This is a genomic window from Pseudoalteromonas sp. MB47, assembly GCF_011319765.1.
GTDB lineage: Bacteria > Pseudomonadota > Gammaproteobacteria > Enterobacterales > Alteromonadaceae > Pseudoalteromonas > Pseudoalteromonas simplex.
The window spans coordinates 1-15,388 of the sequence record NZ_VFBD01000031.1; the positions used below are offsets into that span (position 1 = coordinate 1).

A 15,388-nucleotide genomic window follows, 5' to 3' on the forward strand; every position below is an offset into this window, starting at 1 on the left:
TGTGTCACTAGGACAACTGAATAGTTAAACTCGATTCAGACGAGCTTTTAATAACACAACACTTAAAGTAAGTGGCTTCAGCAAGAGATTCGTACTCTTGATAACGTCGTGCATAGATTGCGCGGTGTTCACCGCCCCACTACACATAACCTACTTAGATAAGTGGCGTCCCCAAGGGGATTCGAACCCCTGTTACCGCCGTGAAAGGGCGGTGTCCTAGGCCTCTAGACGATGGGGACACAAAATGTGTCACTAGGACAACTGAATAGTTAAACTCGATTCAGACGAGCTTTTAATAACACAACACTTAAAGTAAGTGGCTTCAGCAAGAGATTCGTACTCTTGATAACGTCGTGCATAGATTGCGCGGTGTTCACCGCCCCACTACACATAACCTACTTAGATAAGTGGCGTCCCCAAGGGGATTCGAACCCCTGTTACCGCCGTGAAAGGGCGGTGTCCTAGGCCTCTAGACGATGGGGACACAGTGTGTGTCACTAGGACATTAAATGATAGTTTGACTCATATCGGAGTTAAGGTTACTAAAATAACATGTAAGTACTCGAGACTAACATATTTATTTTCTTGGCACTTGCTCACTTACTTAAAGTAAGTGGCGTCCCCAAGGGGATTCGAACCCCTGTTACCGCCGTGAAAGGGCGGTGTCCTAGGCCTCTAGACGATGGGGACGCAGAAAACTGCAACCCTAGGACAAACACTATGCAAATCTGGTGGAGCTATGCGGGATCGAACCGCAGACCTCTTCGCTGCCAGCGAAGCGCTCTCCCAGCTGAGCTATAGCCCCGACTTGCATACACACCACCAATTAATGTTGGTTGTGTATCGCTGAGTGCGGGGCGCATTCTATGCAGCCCCCCAAATAAAGTCAACAGTTTTTTATCTAAGTTTATTTAAATGATTTAAATTTCAACAAGCTGACTAAATATCAATCCGTTGCGGAGGTATTTTATACAAAGTGCTATCAAATTGGTTATTTTGGGCTAATTTCATTGCTGGTTTGTTATCAAAGGCTCTTTGCTTTTTTAATTTACTCCCTTAAAAAGGTATACATTTATATGCAAAATAAAATTCATTACCTAAAGCTTTAAATAAAACGACTTCACCCTACCCTGCTTTGTTTTTAATAGTGCTAAGTAGAGTGCAATTAACTGATGCAAATTTATTGATATGAAAAACCGTTTTAAAGATTTGCTGTATTCATTTCATTTTAGAATGATTTACCTAGGTCATAGAGCTATAGATCAAGCTCTGAATATAAGCTTATGAATACAAATTGCATATTTGTTCGCCAAAAAATGCTTAAATGCCATGTCATTGTTTATAAAAGCTGCATCTAACACATTTTTACTCATTCAAGTGTTGACACATTTACAACTCTATCTATAATAGCGCCCCACAACAACGCAGCAATGAGTTGTTTTAGATATGGGTCGTTAGCTCAGTTGGGAGAGCATCGCCCTTACAAGGCGAGGGTCACTGGTTCAAGTCCAGTACGACCCACCATTAAATAAACTTTGATGGTGTTTTCATTTAGATTATTCTTCGCGGGTCGTTAGCTCAGTTGGGAGAGCATCGCCCTTACAAGGCGAGGGTCACTGGTTCAAGTCCAGTACGACCCACCATTTACTTTTTAAAGCAAAAAGCTAAAAATGGTAGCGAAGAAAAAGATTATATGGGTCGTTAGCTCAGTTGGGAGAGCATCGCCCTTACAAGGCGAGGGTCACTGGTTCAAGTCCAGTACGACCCACCATTACTTTTTGGAGCAAAGAGCATCGCAACTCTTTACAACGAAAAGGCTCGGTGGTTAAGTTCAGTAAGACCAACCATTTAATCTTCAAAAAATTTATATGTGGGTCGTTAGCTCAGTTGGGAGAGCATCGCCCTTACAAGGCGAGGGTCACTGGTTCAAGTCCAGTACGACCCACCACATATAAACACTTCATTAAATACTTTCTTCAAAGCTTCCTTGTTTTATCTCTAGTTTTCAAAAGCATCGCCACCCTTTACAAAACACAGGCTCGATGATTCAAGTCCAGTACGACCCACCACATATAACAACCGCTTCTACTATCTAACTTCTACTATCTAACTTCTACTATCTAACTTCTAATATCTAACTTCTAAAGTCTATTACTCACTTCTCACTTTATTGATATAGCCCAAAGCTAAACTTTAAATCGTTGCAAAAGCTGTAATTTGCCTTGTCAGCAGCTAGACTGTTTATTATAGTCACTGTTAACAATACTCGGTCGCAAGTCTAATGCCCGCAAAGATTTTTTCGAAAGCCAAAATATTAATAGTCGAAGAGCAAGCACTTGCTCAGAGCTATATGAAGCAGTCTCTAGAGGGATTGGGGTTTCGTCAGTTGCGATTTGCAGAACACGCTATTGCTGCCAAAGAACAGTGTCAAATAGAACAGTTTGATCTCATTGTTTGTTCTTTTAATCTAAGTAAACACCAGGATGGCTATCAGCTTTATGAAGAACTTAAAGTTAAACGCCTAATTAAAAACTCCACAGGTTTTATATTTATATCTGCAGAAACCAGTGGTTCTTTGGTTCATAGTGTTTTAGAGCTGCAGCCGGATGACTTTCTTGTTAAACCTTTTACTATTTACGACTTAAAAAATAGAATTGAAAAAGTTTTATTGCGAAAGCATCATCTAAAAAATATATACCAGTTGATTGATGATGAAAACGACTCAAAAGCTATAAAGAGCATTGATCAATTACTACAAAACAAATCGAATAGTTACAGTGCGATTTTATTGAGATTAAAAGGCGATGCCCTACTTCGTTTAAACAGAAATGAACAAGCCAAAGCATTTTTCAAATCTGTGCTCGATATTCAAAAATTTACATGGGCAAAAGTTGGTTTAGTGGAAGCTTTAATTGCAAATAATGAGCATACTCTCGCTCATAGAATGTTGAGGACTATGCTACAAAGGAGTGAAACACGCTTAGTAGCTCTGGATTTACTCGGAAAGTTAGAAATAAAGCTCAATAAATTTGATGATGCACAGCTTTTTTTCAGCCAAGCTGTTGAAATTGCACCTCGCAATATCGAGAGGCAAAAAACGCTTAGCCATGTTTCATTACTTAATCATGACTACGAGAAAAATTATTTAACCCAAAAAGATATAGCTAGTTATGCTAAACACTCAATTCACGACAACCCTGATGTGTACCTAAATGCGGCTCGTGCAGGGATTGATTTTGCCTTAACGACAGATCAAACCGATCAAGTTAATCGCATTTCAAGACAAACAAATCAATATTTGAGTGATTTAAAAAAACAATTTCCGAATAGTAATAATCAAACACAAATTGATGTTCTTAACGCACGTTTACATTATTTAAAAGATGAACATCAAAAAGCTAAAGCACTTATCAATCAACTTGATGAAAGTGACACTCAGATTCGTTCTGTAGATGGAGCGCTCGATAAAGCGAAAGCGTTTCATGAGCTTGGTTTTCACCATAAAGCACAGATGCTGTTTAACCAAATAATAACTCACTGTGAACGCCACCCGTCAGTAAGCGATCCGGTGTATTTACGTTATATTCAACAACAGCAAACTGAGCGACGTGATATTAAGCTTGGCCCGAAAGAGCTCAATAACCACGCTGTAACGCAGTTTAATAAAGGCCAACTCAATACTGCGCTTGAGGCATTCACACAAGCATTTAGAATTATGCCTAAAAATGCCAGTATTGCGTTAAATCTGCTACAGTGTTTATTTGACACAAACAGTCAAGGGCAGTCTTTCAACTTAATGCTTGCAAGAAAGTGCTACACCCTCTTAGCGTCTCAGTCTTTAGAAGATGAACAAGCTATGAGGTTTGATAAAATAAAAGCACAAGCTGCCAAGTTAAATATCAAGCTTTCTGAATAACCTCTTCGTGGAGCATCTTTTTGAAATTAATAAAGCATCTCCTTATTGCATCTTTCATAATTACAAGCCCTATTTGTTCAGCTTCTGCAATGTTGCAATATTGGCAGCAAGCCAAAATAAACTGGCAAAGTGAGTCTGGTACACATATCAACATATTAGCAGATGAGCAGCCTGCATTTTTGGCCCTAAAACCATATATCCCTCTATTTGAAGAGTTAACAGGGATATCTGTAGGTTTTCATGCCTTAGAACAATCTCAAATGCGTGTTCGTCGCCACCAAGATTTAAGTATGCATACAGGTCTCTATGATGTGCTGCCAATGGGTATAACCTTTTTAGGTGAAGCACAAAGTCGAGGTTGGATAGATCCCCTACAACCCTATATTGATAACCCAAAACTCACAGACAAAGCTTGGTATCAGTTAGAAGATATTAGCGAACGTAGCTTGGCTCTTTGTAAAATCAATGGCGCTTTATACTCGTTACCATTTGATTTTTCTGCACCGATTTATTTTTATCGTAAAGATCTGTTCGAGCACTTTAACTTAGCGGTACCCGACACGTACGAGCAACTACAAGAGACTAAAATTAAGCTTCAAAAGGCAATTGACCGCACCCCATCTTTAAATGGCATGCACGCATTTGCCTCCCGAACTCTGCCAGGTGCAGGATTAAACACTTGGACAGTGTTACCCATTATGCGTGCTTATGGTGCTGAAGTAATTGACGCGCAAGGTCAGTCTGTTTTTGATAGCCCTCAAACAGCACAAAGTCTGCAAGCATACCGAGACCTTGTAACGGGATTCGGCAATCCTGATAACAGTCGCTTGCTGCACTTTTATGAAATTCGTCGACTATTTAAAGAAGGTCAACTTGCTTCGGCGTTTTTAGCCTCTCATTTTTATAATGAAATAGATACCGCCGAAGAATCAGATATTTGGAATAAATGGGAAGCCGCGCCGTTACCAGCCGGTCCAGTCGCCCGTGAAACATCTCCTTGGTCTTGGGCATTCGCAATTAATAACCAATCAAATCAAAAAAAAGCAGCGTGGTTATTTATTCAGTGGGCAACCAGTGAGCAAACAGCGGCATTATTAAGTACAGGCGGCTCACCGCCAAGACAAAAGGTGTGGCACGAGAAACTATTTACTCTCGTAAACAAACCAGGCTTTAATAAAGCCATGTTATGGGTATTTGAGCATGCTACTCCTGACCGTTTGCAAGCTGGGATGGTTGAGTTTCCAGTTGTCGGTGAGCTTATATCGCAAACATTTAGTCAAATTTTTTATGGAGCAGACATAAAGCAATCAATAAAAGCTACTGATGCAAAAATTAATGTTAATATGCGGGCATTACAGACAAGGAGTGAAAATAAACAATGAGAGTCAGTATTGCTCATAAAATCCTACTCATTATTGGGTTTACTATTACGTTGATTTTAGGGGTAAGTACAACTTTACATGTTATTGAGTTAAAAGAGCAAACCTTGCTGAATATGAGTGAAAAAGCTAATGCCATCGTCTCACCTATGCTCTCAGAGATAAAGACCCTTACAAAAGACAATACAGTAGGTAGTTGGGTTTTAAAAATTCAAGGCATCACTCTTAAAGGTATTCTGGCAAATAATACATTTGATGATTTAAAGACAATCTACTTTATCGATCAGAATAACTTTATTGCCGCTCACCCTGATTACAGCAAAGTCGATACCTTAGAAACAAATCAAACGATAATAAAGCAGCTCAATCCAAAACAAAATTCTATCATCACTTTAGATCAACAATATGCTGTAGCAGTTCCAATCAATAACGCCCAAGATGAAAATATTGGCTATGTTATTGTTAGTTTTTCAGATATTGATTTAACATTAAAAACTAAATCAATTATCAGCAATGCTGTATCACTGTTCGCAATTTACTTACTTACTGCATTACTCATTGCTTATATCATTATACGCCGAATTATTTTACAGCCTATTGAGCAATTAGTTGAGTTTTCGCATGCAGTTACCACTGGCGATCTAAATTGCCCAATAAATATTAAAAGTCGTGATGAAATTGGCACTCTTGCCAGTGGTTTTAAAATGATGCGTGCTGCAGTAAGACAACAAATAAACAGCATGCATGAGCAACATAGTCAATTAGAAGAAACCGTTGCAAAACGAACTCAAGAATACTTGGATGCCAAAGAGCAAGCCGAGCAGTCAAACCAAGCTAAGAGCAGGTTCTTAGCGAATATGTCACATGAGCTAAGAACACCGCTTAATGCAGTATTAGGCTTCAGCCAATTACTCCAAGACAGTGAAACTGATAAAAATAAACGCCGCTATTTAGAAGCCATTTCGATCTCTGGCAGCTCTTTGCTAAACGTCCTCAATGATATTCTTGATTTATCTAAAATTGATGCAGGAAAAATGCAGCTGGACATGGAAAGGGTCGAAATTCCGACGATGTGCCATGAACTAAGTATGATGTTTTTGCAGCTCAGCGCTCAAAAGGATCTAGATTTACAGATCACTTCACACCCTGAATTTAAAACCCCTGTTTTACTTGATAGCAATAAAGTTCGACAGGTACTGACAAACTTGATCAGTAATGCGATTAAATTTACCTCACATGGTAGCGTTAAAGTTCACTTTGACTTTGAAGAACGTGAAAATGATGGCCACATTAATATAAAAATTCATGTCAAAGATACTGGCAAGGGGATCCCAACCGATCAACAAGCGCTGATTTTTAATGATTTTGAGCAAGTTCAAGGGCAACGCAGTTCTGAATTTGGTGGCACTGGGCTCGGTTTAGCTATATCTCATCGCTTTATAAAATTGATGGGTGGTGAACTATCTGTAATTAGTGAAAAAGATAAAGGTAGCGAGTTTATTGTATTGCTACCAAATATAGAATTTGCCGAATCAAAAACAGAGGTTAAACATCGAAATTACCCTGCTATTTCTAGCTATCATTTTAATCCAGCTCGTATATTGATAGTTGATGATATTCCATACAACCGAGAGTACTTGGAGTCATTTCTATCACGCTGGAGCTTTACAATAGATACAGCAATAAACGGTGAAGAGGCCTTGAAAAAGGTAGAAGAGAACCAACCTGATCTGATCATTATGGATCTAAAGATGCCAGTGATGGGTGGATTAGAAGCAAGTCAGCTAATTCGTAGTGATGATCGCTTTAAGCATATTCCAATCATTGCGGTTACAGCATCGGTATTAAAAGACGATAAGGCGCAATCCAGTATTTTGACAGACTACATAATTAGTAAGCCAATTCACCGTGAGCACCTTATTTTCATCATTGCCCAGTACCTAGATTAAGTATGGGTTAAACACGCATTAGTCGCGTTTTTTCATCGCTATGGCATTCATGCAATAGCGTAAACCACTTGGCGGCGGGCCATCGGGGAATACATGTCCTAAATGTGCATCGCAAACATTACATACGGCTTCAATTCGCTGCATACCATGGCTAAAGTCCGCAATATAGGCAATGCTTTCAACACTGCTTGGCTGAGTAAATGACGGCCAGCCGGTGCCACTATCGAACTTTTCATCACCGTCAAATAGTAAGTTGTCACAACATATACATGCATATTGACCAGGTTCAAATATCGTACATGAATCAGAGCTGTGAGGACGTTCGGTGCCTTTTAAGCGGGTAACATAGAATACATCTTGTTCGAGCTCGGCTTGCCATTCAGATGGCGATTTTTCGACTCGACGTGGAGGTGTTGGGTTGCCGTTATGGGCAAACTCTAAAATATCTTGCCAAGTTAACATAGTGCTCCCTCAGGGTTGAATACAACAGTTGCACAGTACATCACAAGCCCTACTAAGGGCAAGCAGCACGCATCTAGTGATTAATGTGTTTGCAGCCGGATATCTATTTGTGCACGTTCACGCTCAGAAAGTAGCTGTGCTAAATGGCTATTAATTTGGCTGCTAGCAACACTCAATACTGCAGTTATTTGCTGGTCGTTGACATCCGTTACATGGATTATACCTTCGCCGATTTCAATCTGCTTAATTTGGCCAATTAAAACAAACTCAGCTTTGCGTTTAAAATCGAATAAACCAGCCAGACTTATCAGCGCTAGCTGATTTACATCACGCTTTAGTAAATCAGTAATGGGGTTACGCGCTACAAATAACGGAGTCACTCGATATAAGCTTGATAACGTAATAAAGCCCCATAACATCACAAACAACGAAAATGCAGCACTGTGCCAAAGTGACGTAAATACCCATAAAGCAATTAATACCAGCGCGATAGTGAGTGAAATTTTTGCTAAAAGCTTATTAATTGCCAACATATTGCAGCCCTACTCTTTTTCAATTGGATCTGGCCAATCATTAAAAAAGACCGACAGATATCTGCTTTTTAATAAATATAACAGTACCCATAACACCAGTACCATTTGACAGGCTAAAAAAAACGAAAACTGATAATGACTGTGCGCAGCCTGATAGGTTAACCAACTTAAATCTGTGATGGCACACAAAATTAATGGCCAGCGCATAAAGCGCCATATAGACGCGAGACGTTTTGCACTTTCAGCATTTTCTTGAGGTCGGCGTAAACAAAAGATCACCGCCGGTAATAAGGCGATTGCTGCTATAGCAATGGCTGTAAAGAAATCGCTTTTCGACTTAAAAAACAGCGACATGATATCTAAATCAGGGCGACGGCTGAGCGCCGCCATAATCCATATAAAGTAACTGCGTAACAATACTAACAACGTTAAATGAAACGCCACTGGGGTTCGATAAGCGCCATGTTTATCCCAGTATTCTGGCCCGTAGCGATTCATATTTGGTTCTTCTTATCAGCAATGATGCCGAGTACCAAAAACGCAGCGGTAAGTGTAAGCGCCAGCCATTTAACTCCGAGTAGCATTAGCAGCTTACTTAAAAATGGAGTTACAAACACCACAAGTAAGCCCATGCCAAACCCTGTGACCAACACAAAGCAAAGCACGCGTATAATAAAGTGACGACGCGCGACAAAGCGCTTGGTCACTTTAATAATGTCGTTTGCATACAAGGATAAAAAGCACACCACCAGCAGTAATGAAATATTGTAAAGGTGTGGTTGCAGCCAGCTGCCGATTGTTAAAGCAACTGACGACAGTGCCTGCAAGAGACTATCCATTGTGCTCACTTAAAAGCGCAATAAGATCAGCCTCAGTTAACACATCAATGCCTAGGTCTTGTGCTTTGGTTAATTTTGAGCCCGCTTTTTCACCTGCAATCAGCGCATCTGTTTTCGCCGATACACTACCCGATACTTTTGCACCTAACGCTTGTAAACGCGCTTTTGCATCATTACGGTTAAGCTCGCTTAATGTGCCAGTCAGCACGTAAGTTAAGCCCGCTAATGGCTGCGCATCGGCACTTGGCGCGGTTAATTCTGGCCAGTGAATACCTTGCTCAACTAACGCATTTACAACTGCCATATTGTGCTCTTCGCTAAAGAAGCCACGTACATGCTTGGCAACGATCTCACCCACGTCGCTTACTTCAGTTAACGCATCAACGCTTGCTTGAGTGATTTTTTCTAGTGTTAAAAAGTGGTTTGCTAAGTTTTGCGCGGTTGCTTCACCCACTTCGCGAATACCTAACGAGTATAGGAATTTAGCTAAGGTTGTTTGCTTAGCATCTTGCAGCGCATTAACTAAGTTCTTAGCAGACTTTGGACCCATTCGCTCTAGTGATTCAAAATGCCCTTGTTTAAGGATAAATAAATCAGCAGGTGTTTTGATAAGCTCACGGTCAACGAGTTGATCAACAATTTTGTCGCCTAAACCATCAACATCAAGGGCTTTACGTGACGCAAAATGTTTAATTGCTTGCTTGCGCTGCGCTTGGCACACTAAACCACCGGTACAGCGGGCAACCGCTTCACCTTCAATGCGCTCCACATGTGAGTCACAAATTGGGCAGGTAGCAGGGAATTCAATGTCTTTCGCATCGTCAGGGCGACGCTCAAGGACAACTTGGGTAATTTGCGGAATAACATCACCCGCACGGCGAATAATCACCGTATCGCCAATTTTAACGCCTAAACGGGCAATTTCATCACCATTATGCAGCGTTGCGTTAGATACCGTTACGCCCCCCACAAATACCGGCTCTAATCGTGCTACAGGGGTAATTGCGCCAGTGCGCCCTACCTGAAACTCAACATCAAGTAATTGGGTGATTTCTTCTTGCGCAGGGAATTTAAAAGCAATTGCCCAGCGCGGCGCACGTGCCACAAAGCCTAAACGCTCTTGGTGTTTTTTGTCGTTAACTTTTATTACCACACCGTCAATTTCGTAGGCAAGGCTACTTCGACGCGTCAATATATCTTGGTAATAATCAAGTGCAGCTTGCTGGCCTTCAACCAGTTTTGTTTCTGGGCAAAGTGGTAAACCCCAATCGGTCAGTTTAGCCAGTTGTTGATAGTGATCTTCTGGTAACTGCCCATCGGCAACAAGCCCAGTGCTGTAGGCATAAAACATCAGTGGACGTTTTGCTGTTACTTTAGAATCAAGCTGTCGTAAGCTACCAGCCGCAGCATTACGCGGGTTAACAAAGACTTTGTCGCCACGTTTTTCGGCTTCACTGTTTAGTTTGGCAAAACCAGCGCTGTCCATAAATACTTCACCGCGCACTTCAAGCTCTGCTGGAAAGTCATCGCCACGTAACTTAAGCGGCACATTACGAATTGTTTTCACGTTTTGGGTGATGTTTTCACCTACCATGCCATCGCCACGGGTAGCTGCTTGAACTAAAACCCCATCACGGTAAATAATTGATACCGCTAAACCATCAAGCTTGGGCTCACAACAAAAAGTCAGCTCCTTGTTGTCCATTAAACGCTCTTTGATACGGCGGTTAAAGGCGGCAAACTCTTCTTCTGAAAAGGCATTATCAAGTGACAGCATGGGCACTTGGTGAGTAACTTGCTCAAACTTATCAAGTGCTGCGCCACCGACTTTTTGGCTTGGTGAGTCTGGGCTTTGAAACTCAGGATTAGCTTGCTCAAGGGCGCTTAATTCGCGCATTAAACGGTCATATTCAGCATCAGGAATGCTCGGTGCATCCAGCACATAATAATTATGGTTATGCTCTTCTAACTGGGCACGAAGTTGGCTAATTTGCTCAAAGATAGGGCTGGACATGAAAACCTCAAAAATCTACATAAAAAAGCCACTTAGACGACTTAACGCCAAGTGGCCTAATACTTATACTCTGTGTGTGCGATTATGATGAAAAGCAGCGAACTTTCTCAACATACTCACGAACGCTTTCAACCGTCATTTCTTCACGGTTGCTATCTAAAATCGTTGCACCAAATTCATCTGCTAGCTTTTTAGCTGCACTGTGCAACATGTTGAATGCACTTAGACCGTCGCCATCACATGGTAAGGTCATAAATAAGCTAACACCTGCCGTACTAAACTGTTCCATATTATCAATATCGAACGTGCCTGGGTTGTACATATTCACTAAACGGAATAACACCGGGCCTGTACCTGCTGGGTCTAAGTGACGGTTAAAGAAACCTTCTTCAGAATACTTAAAGCCTAACATATTAACAGCTGGCAATAATTGGCTGCCATCCATTGTTAAACCTTCTGGCATTTGTAAATGCACAATAATGAAATCGGTTGGAGCTTGTGCATCAGCAGGTTCTTCTTCAACTTCTTGTTGCTCAGCTTCAGGCTCTTCAACAACCTGTTCTGAAACAGCTGGTTCGTCGTGACTTTCTGCTGAAAAGCTTAAATCACCAAACTCTGGCTCATCACGTTCTTGCGGTTTTGCAGTTGCAGCCTCTTGAACCTCGCTGGTTGTTTCGTTCGGTTCAACCCGTTCAACTGAAGGCGTATCTGGGTTGTCCTTTTTACGCACCGACCATAAGCCGTGAATTAATAAACCACCAATGACAAATACACTGATTACGATTAAAGCCCATCTTAATTCTTCGGCCATCCCCTCACCTTTATTATTTGATATGCCTAAATTTTATGCATGTGCCATTTGCACAGCTTGTTCTATATCTACAGCGACCATACGTGATACACCTGGTTCGGCCATAGTTACACCGGTCAATCTGCCTGCCATTTCCATGGCAATCTTGTTATGACTGATATAAATAAATTGTACTGATTGTGACATCTCTTCTACCAAACGGCAAAAACGACCCACGTTCGCATCATCCAATGGCGCATCCACTTCATCTAGCATACAGAATGGAGCTGGATTGAGCCTGAATATTGAAAACACCAATGATAATGCGGTCAGCGCTTTTTCTCCACCACTAAGCAGGTGAATTGTCGAATTTTTCTTGCCTGGTGGCCTTGCCATGATGCTCACCCCACTTTCAAGTAGATCATCACTGGTCAATTCAAGGTAAGCACTACCGCCACCAAACACTTTTGGGAATAACTCCCCAAAGTCTGTATTTACTTGTTCAAAGGTCGCCTTGAAACGATTTTTTGTTTCTCGGTCGATTTTTTGAATCGCCCCTTCAAGGGTATTTAATGCTTGCGTTAAGTCATCAAGCTGCTGATTTAAATAATCGCTGCGCTGTTTAGCCTGCTCAAACTCATCTATTGCCGCTAAGTTCACCGCGCCAAGTTCATTTAATGCTTGCGTGGTTTTTGTAAGCCTCGTTTGCATGCTATTTAAATTGGCATTTTCAGGCAGTTCTTCAAGTACTGTTTTTAAATTTTGTTCCAGTTCTTCAAGTGGCTCTAACGCAGCTTGCGCCTTCACGATTAAACTTTGCTCATCCAGCGCCAATGCTTGCAACTGCTCTTGTAACGTCACCAACTCAGATTGCGATGATTTCAGTGCTGTTTGCTTATCAGCAAGCTCCTTTTTAGCTTGACTCAAGGCCGCTTGCAAGTTTTTCAGCTCAACGTCACTTTGTTGATGCTTTTCAAGCAATAGCATAATCTGCTCTGCTACTTCTTCAAGCGGGATCACTAGCTCTTCTAGTTGCTCGTTGAGCTCTAATACAGCTTCACTGGCAGCACTTTGGGCGGCATTTGCATGCTGAAGTTTGGTTTCGCTAAGTTGACATTCACTGCGAGCTTTTTGTTCAGCCAAATTTGCTTGATGTGCTTGCGTTTTATATTGCTCAAGCATAGAAGCCACTTGGCGATAGCGGTTATTTGCCTCAGCTTGTTGGTGTTTTGCTTGCTCTAACTCAGTTTCAAGTTCTAATTGCTGCTCTAACAGTTGTTCAAGTAAACACTGCTGCGTTTGTTGCTGCTCATCGGCATTTTGCTTTTGTTCAGCCAGTAAGGTTTGACGCTGTTGTAACTTAACAAGCTGGTTTTGCCACTGGGTTTGCTGCTCTAATAGCATATCGCGTCGAGTGCTGGCCGATGCAATCTGCTGAGCCGCTTGGTGAATTCGCTCTCTGTATTGCTCTTTATCGGCGATAAGTGTTTTTTTGTGAGCTAGGTGCTCATTTAGCAATTGCTGCTTAGTTTCTAATTGCTCGTTGAGTTCTTCATCTAACTGCTGTGCATCACTTAGCTGAGCATGCTTTAAGAGCAAAGAATTGTCGGCGTCTTTATTGGCATCGGTATGAAAGTTACGACCATGCATACAGCCCTCTTCATCAATCACAGCCAGCCAATATGGATCCGCCAAAATAGCGTCATCAAAACAAGGTTGAAATGCAAACCGTGCTAATAAATCAGGGTAAGCACCCGATTCGATATAATTAGCTAATGACTCTTTTGGTAACTCATCATCAGGTGCAGGCCAAACACTGTTAGGCTCTTTATGTTGACTGACCTTTAGATGCTCAAGGCCAAGTAGGGCTTGTTCAATTAGCGGCTCAAAGCCAGAAGCCACCTTTAACTGCGCCAATAGAGAGACACTTTCGTTGTCGGTTTGCTCTGATAACAAAGAGTTAAGCGCAGCTATGCTGGCTCTATTTTCATTACTGTGCTGCTGAACCCGCTTTAAATCCTGCTCTAAGTGCTGTTGTTCTTTATCCGCTTGTTCTAGGTTTTGAGTGAGCTTATTTAGCGCACTTTGTTGCTGCGCAAGCTCCTTCGTCAGTGTTTGAATATGCTGTTGTTGCTCTGCAATTTGCGCTGCAACTGGGGTCGCTTCGAGTTCACTAATTTCAGCGGCAAGTTGTGTCTGCTGAGACTCAAGTTGCGCAACAGTCTGGGCAAAGTGAGCCTGTTGATTCTTTGCAACATTAATATCACTGCTATGAGCTTGGCTTTTCTGTAAGGTACTTTGATATTGCTCATTGGCGCTTTGCGTTTGTTGCTGCTGTAGAGCAACTTGCTCTTCAACCTCTGCAACTTGCTCAGCGCACAGTAAACTTTGCTCAATCGCTTCTTGTAGCTGCTCTTGTAAAATGGCGGCTGAAGCGTGTTGCTCTTCTTGCAGCTCTTTATTTTGTAACTGCAGTTGTTGCTGTTTGATAAGGTTTTGGCTAAGTGTTTGCTGTTGCTGCTTTAAGCTGATCTGTTGCTGTTCTTTGCGGGTTAACTCTGTATGAGTTTGATGCTGAGCCTGCTGGGCGTCTTGCAGTTTTTGCTGCTCAAGTTGCACCTGATTTTCAAGACTTGCTAAAACATCATCGTGGCCAGAGTGCGCTTCTCTAAAGAACTGAATTTGCTCTTTAAGTTTATTGATTTGCTCAGCTTTATCGATTTGTTGTTGGTGTAACTTCTGCCATTTTAAAACCGCAATTTGCCCTTTTAAGGTGCGCTCAGTGGCTTTTAGCTCTCGGTATTTTTTTGCATCGACTGATTGCACTGCAAGTTTATCGAGCTGTGTTTGCAACTCCTGCCTTACATCAAGCAATCGCTCAAGGTTTTCGCGGGTACTTTTAATGCGGGTTTGAGTTTCACGACGACGCTCTTTGTATTTTGAAACCCCCGCAGCTTCTTCTAAAAAAACACGTAAATCAGCCGGTTTACTCTCAATTAAACGCGAGATCATGCCCTGCTCAATAATCGCATAACTGCGCGGGCCAAGACCTGTGCCTAAAAAGATGTCGGTAATATCACGCTTACGGCATTTGCTGCCATTTAGAAAATAAATTGACTGGCCATCTCGAGTCACTAAGCGTTTGATCGCCACTTGGTTTCGATCAGCAAAGGTATTCGGTAAATGACCACTGGTGTTATCAAACACCAACTCAACAGAGGCTTGTGAAATTGGCTTTCGATTAGTTGAGCCGTTAAAAATAACATCGGTCATGGCATCGCCACGTAAGTTTTTAGCTGAGCTTTCACCTAGTACCCAACGCACTGCATCAATGACATTTGATTTGCCACAGCCGTTCGGGCCGACAACACACGTCATCTGATCAGGAAATGGGATCTTAGTAGGTTCAACAAACGATTTGAAACCCGCTAATTTTATGGTGCTTAAGCGCATCTAATTGTTTTACCGATTTTTATTGTTATTCTTCAATTTAACCCATTTTAGGG

Annotated in this window: 10 protein-coding genes and 8 tRNA genes; 7 read left to right on the plus strand and 11 right to left on the minus strand. The window is 41.6% G+C overall.

Annotation, left to right across the window (positions count from 1 at the left end):
- Window positions 1-163: 163 nt before the first annotated feature.
- The 4 genes from IMPJCBKJ_RS18165 to IMPJCBKJ_RS18180 form a co-directional block, all read right to left on the minus strand.
- Window positions 164-239 (minus strand) — tRNA-Glu (locus IMPJCBKJ_RS18165).
- Window positions 240-408: 169 nt separating this feature from the next.
- Window positions 409-484, minus strand: a tRNA-Glu gene (locus IMPJCBKJ_RS18170).
- Window positions 485-614: 130 nt separating this feature from the next.
- A tRNA-Glu gene (locus IMPJCBKJ_RS18175) sits at window positions 615-690 on the minus strand.
- Between the two features lie 39 nt (window positions 691-729).
- A tRNA-Ala gene (locus IMPJCBKJ_RS18180) sits at window positions 730-805 on the minus strand.
- Between the two features lie 643 nt (window positions 806-1,448).
- On the opposite strand from IMPJCBKJ_RS18180, the gene IMPJCBKJ_RS18185 reads away from it, so the two are divergent.
- The 7 genes from IMPJCBKJ_RS18185 (at window position 1,449) to IMPJCBKJ_RS18215 (ending at window position 7,244) form a co-directional block, all read left to right on the plus strand.
- Window positions 1,449-1,524, plus strand: a tRNA-Val gene (locus IMPJCBKJ_RS18185).
- A gap of 43 nt (window positions 1,525-1,567) precedes the next feature.
- A tRNA-Val gene (locus tag IMPJCBKJ_RS18190) sits at window positions 1,568-1,643 on the plus strand.
- A 52-nt stretch (window positions 1,644-1,695) separates the two neighbouring features.
- A tRNA-Val gene (locus IMPJCBKJ_RS18195) sits at window positions 1,696-1,771 on the plus strand.
- A 101-nt stretch (window positions 1,772-1,872) separates the two neighbouring features.
- Window positions 1,873-1,948, plus strand: a tRNA-Val gene (locus IMPJCBKJ_RS18200).
- A gap of 333 nt (window positions 1,949-2,281) precedes the next feature.
- Window positions 2,282-3,916, plus strand: coding sequence for a response regulator (locus tag IMPJCBKJ_RS18205; RefSeq protein WP_166341475.1), 1,635 nt, complete (start codon window positions 2,282-2,284; stop codon window positions 3,914-3,916).
- Between the two features lie 20 nt (window positions 3,917-3,936).
- The gene (locus IMPJCBKJ_RS18210; RefSeq protein ID WP_138599981.1) at window positions 3,937-5,298 is read left to right on the plus strand and encodes an extracellular solute-binding protein; all 1,362 of its coding nucleotides are present in this window, start codon (window positions 3,937-3,939) and stop codon (window positions 5,296-5,298) included.
- Window positions 5,295-7,244 (plus strand): ATP-binding protein, encoded by a 1,950-nt coding sequence (locus IMPJCBKJ_RS18215; protein WP_054553708.1) that lies wholly within the window; start codon window positions 5,295-5,297, stop codon window positions 7,242-7,244. Before IMPJCBKJ_RS18210 ends, IMPJCBKJ_RS18215 begins: the two co-directional genes overlap by 4 nt.
- Window positions 7,245-7,262: 18 nt before the next feature.
- Here the strand turns inward: IMPJCBKJ_RS18215 and msrB are convergent, their stop codons facing one another.
- The 7 genes from msrB to IMPJCBKJ_RS18250 form a co-directional block, all read right to left on the minus strand.
- Window positions 7,263-7,706: a peptide-methionine (R)-S-oxide reductase MsrB gene (gene msrB, locus IMPJCBKJ_RS18220; protein ID WP_166341477.1), complete on the minus strand. Its 444-nt coding sequence runs from the start codon at window positions 7,704-7,706 to the stop codon at window positions 7,263-7,265.
- A gap of 80 nt (window positions 7,707-7,786) precedes the next feature.
- On the minus strand, window positions 7,787-8,239 hold the full coding sequence (locus IMPJCBKJ_RS18225; RefSeq protein WP_166341479.1) for a hypothetical protein: 453 nt from the start codon (window positions 8,237-8,239) through the stop codon (window positions 7,787-7,789).
- A gap of 9 nt (window positions 8,240-8,248) precedes the next feature.
- A complete protein-coding gene (locus tag IMPJCBKJ_RS18230; protein ID WP_138599985.1) occupies window positions 8,249-8,737 on the minus strand; it encodes a DUF2919 domain-containing protein in 489 nt (162 codons plus the stop codon).
- Complete coding sequence (locus IMPJCBKJ_RS18235; RefSeq protein ID WP_054553712.1) at window positions 8,734-9,078, minus strand: DUF3392 family protein; 345 nt, start codon at window positions 9,076-9,078, stop codon at window positions 8,734-8,736. The genes IMPJCBKJ_RS18230 and IMPJCBKJ_RS18235 overlap by 4 nt, the downstream gene beginning before the upstream one ends.
- Window positions 9,071-11,092, minus strand: coding sequence for an NAD-dependent DNA ligase LigA (ligA, locus tag IMPJCBKJ_RS18240; RefSeq protein WP_166341481.1), 2,022 nt, complete (start codon window positions 11,090-11,092; stop codon window positions 9,071-9,073). The genes IMPJCBKJ_RS18235 and ligA overlap by 8 nt, the downstream gene beginning before the upstream one ends.
- Window positions 11,093-11,174: 82 nt before the next feature.
- Window positions 11,175-11,903 carry a cell division protein ZipA gene (zipA, locus tag IMPJCBKJ_RS18245; RefSeq protein ID WP_166341483.1) on the minus strand — a complete coding sequence of 243 codons (729 nt, stop codon included), beginning with the start codon at window positions 11,901-11,903 and terminating at the stop codon, window positions 11,175-11,177.
- Window positions 11,904-11,936: 33 nt separating this feature from the next.
- Window positions 11,937-15,335 carry an AAA family ATPase gene (locus tag IMPJCBKJ_RS18250; RefSeq protein ID WP_166341485.1) on the minus strand — a complete coding sequence of 1,133 codons (3,399 nt, stop codon included), beginning with the start codon at window positions 15,333-15,335 and terminating at the stop codon, window positions 11,937-11,939.
- Window positions 15,336-15,388 lie beyond the last annotated feature (53 nt).

Bases quoted from the DNA above. Each gene is read 5' to 3' on its own strand.
- IMPJCBKJ_RS18235 (WP_054553712.1), bottom strand. From the start codon at position 9,078: ATGGATAGTCTCTTGCAGGCACTGTCGTCAGTTGCTTTAACAATCGGC.
- msrB (WP_166341477.1), bottom strand. From the start codon at position 7,706: ATGTTAACTTGGCAAGATATTTTAGAGTTTGCCCATAACGGCAACCCA.
- IMPJCBKJ_RS18230 (WP_138599985.1), bottom strand. From the start codon at position 8,737: ATGAATCGCTACGGGCCAGAATACTGGGATAAACATGGCGCTTATCGA.
- IMPJCBKJ_RS18250 (WP_166341485.1), bottom strand. From the start codon at position 15,335: ATGCGCTTAAGCACCATAAAATTAGCGGGTTTCAAATCGTTTGTTGAA.
- IMPJCBKJ_RS18225 (WP_166341479.1), bottom strand. From the start codon at position 8,239: ATGTTGGCAATTAATAAGCTTTTAGCAAAAATTTCACTCACTATCGCG.
- zipA (WP_166341483.1), bottom strand. From the start codon at position 11,903: ATGGCCGAAGAATTAAGATGGGCTTTAATCGTAATCAGTGTATTTGTC.
- ligA (WP_166341481.1), bottom strand. From the start codon at position 11,092: ATGTCCAGCCCTATCTTTGAGCAAATTAGCCAACTTCGTGCCCAGTTA.
- IMPJCBKJ_RS18205 (WP_166341475.1), top strand. From the start codon at position 2,282: ATGCCCGCAAAGATTTTTTCGAAAGCCAAAATATTAATAGTCGAAGAG.
- IMPJCBKJ_RS18215 (WP_054553708.1), top strand. From the start codon at position 5,295: ATGAGAGTCAGTATTGCTCATAAAATCCTACTCATTATTGGGTTTACT.